The organism is Pedobacter sp. HMWF019, assembly GCF_003061025.1.
Lineage (GTDB): Bacteria > Bacteroidota > Bacteroidia > Sphingobacteriales > Sphingobacteriaceae > Pedobacter.
Window position 1 is genome coordinate 1 of sequence record NZ_QAIL01000489.1, and the last position, 3,619, is coordinate 3,619.

Sequence of the window (3,619 nt, forward strand, 5' to 3'; positions counted from 1 at the left end):
ACGGTGGAGGTCACTACAACCACACTTTGTTCTGGGAAGTTATTGGTCCAAACAAAGGTGGAGAGCCTAAAGGTGCCCTTGCAGATGCAATCAATGCTGCATTCGGTTCTTTCGCAGATTTCAAAACTAAATTCGCAGAAGCAGGCGCAACCCGTTTTGGTTCAGGATGGGCCTGGTTGAGCGTAGGTGCTGATAAAAAACTAATTGTTTCTTCTACTCCAAACCAGGACAATCCGTTAATGCCTGTAGCGGAAGTAAAAGGATTCCCTATTTTAGGAATGGACGTATGGGAACATGCTTACTACCTGAAATATCAAAACAGACGTCCTGATTACATTGCAGCTTTCTGGAATGTAGTAAACTGGGATGCTGTTGCAGAACGTTTCAAAAAAGCAACTGCTTAATTATATCATTCCGTATTTCACCTGAGCCATTTCAGGGCAACGAGAGATAAACAAAAGGCCTGGAGGAATTCCTCCAGGCTTTTTGTTATTTATTTATTCCTTTATTTCGCTTACCGGACTCTCCTCCCAAAAAAATTTGGTATTTATTCGAAGACCTCAGGATCTAAGATGTCCAGTGTTCGAATAAACACCAAATTTTCCTACTTTTGCACCATGATTGATGTAATACTAAAAAAAGGCAAGGAAAAAGCAGCACACCAGCACCATCCATGGATCTTCTCCGGCGCATTGGACAGGATCAAAGGAAGCCCTGAAAATGGCGAAGTGGTTAAAGTGTATGCCGCTGACAAAGAGTTCTTAGCCTATGGATATTACAATGCACAATCAAGAGTGGCCATCAGACTAATTGAATGGGATGAAAACAAGACCATCGATAAAAACTGGTACCAGGAAAAACTGCAGGCGGCCATTGCTGCACGCCAACATGTTTTAAAAGACAAAAACACCAATACCTGCAGGCTGGTCTTCAGTGAAGCCGATTTCCTTCCCGGACTGATTGTAGACCAATATGCAGACTTCCTTTCTCTTCAAATCCTGAGCGCCGGGATAGAAAACAGCAAAAACGACATCATTGACATCCTGAGAACAGAATTACAACCCAAAGGAATCTTTGACAAGAGTGACGCCAATGCCCGTACCCACGAAAACCTTGAAGTTACCCAGGGATTGCTTTGGGGAGAAACACCACCGGAATTTATAGAAGTCAAAGAAAACAACATTCGCTATCATATCAATATAGCAGATGGACAAAAATCAGGCTTTTATTGTGATCAGCGAGACAACCGCCGGATCCTGGCCGAATATACCCAGGGAAAACATGTATTGGATTGTTTCTGTTACAGCGGAGGCTTTACGCTTAACAGCCTCGCTTTAGGAGCAGAACACGTTACCAGTGTAGACAGTTCTGCCCTTGCGATAGAAACCCTTAAACATAATATTGAACTGAACGGCTTTAAAGAAACACAACAAACCAGTATACAGTCTGATGTGAACAAGCAGCTTCGGGCTTTTAAAGAAGAAGGGAAAAAATTCGATGTTATTGTATTAGACCCCCCAAAATATGCCCCTTCAAGATCCGCATTAGATCGTGCTGCGCGGGCTTATAAGGACCTGAACAGGCTAGGGATGCTCCTGCTGGAAAAGGGAGGCCTCCTGGCTACTTATTCCTGTTCCGGAGCAGTTGATATCGAAACCTTTAAACAGATCATTGCATGGGCTGCTTTAGACGCAGGAAGAGAAGTGCAGATCATCAAACAATTTACCCAGCCAGAGGATCACCCGGTTAGGATTTCCTTCCCGGAAGGAGAATACCTCAAAGGATTATTGGTCAGGGTACTTTAAGCACAACATTAAAGCTCATCTGAGGGCAAACGATCATATTCACCTTTTAAAGCATACCAGCCAAAAATAACCAGCCCAATGGCTATAGGTATGAATATAAAAAGAATGATTCCCCATTGCAGGGCTGTATTTGTTTTTGCAGCTCCTTCAGCGGCAAGTCCGATTTTTTCTATGGCCTGCATAAACATCAATACCATTGCTAAAGGTCCGATAATGATCCATAATAGGCCCAAGGCTCTTTTTATTCCGTTCATGGCAAAATTTCTTTAGTTAATTCTTCATGGCCTTCTCCATGATCAGGTTTGGTATTAGACAAATAGACAGCTCCAATAACGAAACTGAGCGCAGCGATTCCAATAGGGTACCACAAGCCGGATAGTGGTGTAGAACCCGGGAAACTGACAATAAGCGTTGCAATGAAAGGTACAAGCCCTCCAAAAACACCATTTCCAACATGATAAGGCAAAGACATAGAGGTATACCTGATCTTGGTGGGGAACAATTCCACCAGGAAAGCCGCTATCGGGCCATAAACCATAGTAACCAGCAGGATCTGGAAAAAGATCAGCCCCACAAATTTCCAGAAGACAGGCGTAGCTAACGTTTTATCTTTATACACATCTGGCCCGGCCACTAACCCCCTCCCCGGATCCTCATATTTCGTATACGACTGTACCTTGGTATAGGATCCACCGTTAAGTAATGTTACTACGGCACTTGTGGTAATCAGACTGTCTTTTGTGTTTTCCACAGCAAGCCTGCTCACCACCGGGTCACTGACCTGCAGGATGTCCTTTTGTTCTGTTTTGGTCATATCCGTATCGTCCAGGAAAATCTGATAAACCGGCCGGTAGAAAACAATACCCAGCAGCATTCCGCTCAGCATGATCCATTTCCTGCCTACACGGTCACTCCAGGAACCAAAAATGACAAAGAAAGGGGTCGCAAAAGCAATACCCCATAAAAGAATATACCTGGAGTCATTAAAATCTACCTTACAGGTATTTTCCAGAAAAGACTGCGCATAGAACTGGCCAGTATACCAGATTACCCCCTGTCCCATCGTTGCGCCGAATAAGGCCAGCAGAACCATTTTGAAATTCGTTTTATGACTAAAGCTTTCCTTAAGTGGATTCTTTGATACTTTACCTTCCGATTTAAGCTTACTGAACATGGGCGATTCGTGCATCTTCATCCGGATATAAATCGAAACACCAACCAACAGGATGGACAACAGGAAAGGCACCCGCCAGCCCCAGGCTGCAAAGTCTTCCGCACCAATCAGGTTTTTCGTCAGAACAATGATCCCAAGCGATAGAAAAAGACCTCCGGTTGCTGTAGTTTGGATCCAGCTGGTAAAAAACCCTCTTCTTCCGGAAGCAGCATGTTCTGCTACGTAAGTTGCTGCGCCTCCGTACTCTCCTCCCAGTGCAAGGCCCTGTATCAGACGCAAGATCAGCACCAGAATAGGTGCTGCATATCCAATTGTGGAATAAGAGGGAATCAGTCCGATCAGAAAGGTGGACCCTCCCATGAGCACAAGCGTAAGCAAAAAGGTATATTTCCGCCCGATCAGGTCCCCAAGCCGCCCAAATACAAGTGCTCCAAAAGGTCGGACAATAAATCCGGCAGCAAAAATAGCCAGCGTATTGATCAGCGCAGAGGCACCTGCATCAGCTGGAAATAGCTTAGCACCGATAATGGTAGCCAGGCTTCCAAAAATATAAAAATCATACCATTCGATAAGAGTGCCGAGTGAAGACGCACCAATCACTTTGAAAATAGAATTCCCGTTGGTTTTCAGACCCATAAGT

4 protein-coding genes are annotated in these 3,619 nt (G+C 44.5%); 2 read left to right on the forward strand and 2 right to left on the reverse strand.

Features of this window, described 5'->3' with window-relative positions; genetic code table 11:
• Nucleotides 1-404, forward strand: a 404-nt coding sequence (locus DBR11_RS25285; RefSeq protein WP_108555355.1) for a superoxide dismutase, incomplete at its 5' end; no start/stop codon positions are given.
• A gap of 213 nt (nt 405-617) precedes the next feature.
• Complete coding sequence (locus tag DBR11_RS25290) at nt 618-1,805, forward strand: class I SAM-dependent rRNA methyltransferase (RefSeq protein WP_108555356.1); 1,188 nt, start codon at nt 618-620, stop codon at nt 1,803-1,805.
• Nucleotides 1,806-1,813: 8 nt separating this feature from the next.
• On the opposite strand, the gene DBR11_RS25295 is transcribed toward DBR11_RS25290, so the two are convergent.
• Both DBR11_RS25295 and DBR11_RS25300 read right to left on the reverse strand, forming a co-directional pair.
• The gene (locus DBR11_RS25295) at nt 1,814-2,059 is read right to left on the reverse strand and encodes a DUF6814 family protein (protein ID WP_108555357.1); all 246 of its coding nucleotides are present in this window, start codon (nt 2,057-2,059) and stop codon (nt 1,814-1,816) included.
• On the reverse strand, nt 2,056-3,615 hold the full coding sequence (locus DBR11_RS25300; protein WP_108555358.1) for an MFS transporter: 1,560 nt from the start codon (nt 3,613-3,615) through the stop codon (nt 2,056-2,058). The genes DBR11_RS25295 and DBR11_RS25300 overlap by 4 nt, the downstream gene beginning before the upstream one ends.
• Between the last annotated feature and the right edge of the window lie 4 nt (nt 3,616-3,619).

Excerpts from the sequence above, each read along its gene's own strand:
- DBR11_RS25290 (WP_108555356.1), top strand. The coding sequence starts at position 618 with ATGATTGATGTAATACTAAAAAAAGGCAAGGAAAAAGCAGCACACCAG.
- DBR11_RS25295 (WP_108555357.1), bottom strand. The coding sequence starts at position 2,059 with ATGAACGGAATAAAAAGAGCCTTGGGCCTATTATGGATCATTATCGGA.
- DBR11_RS25300 (WP_108555358.1), bottom strand. The coding sequence starts at position 3,615 with ATGGGTCTGAAAACCAACGGGAATTCTATTTTCAAAGTGATTGGTGCG.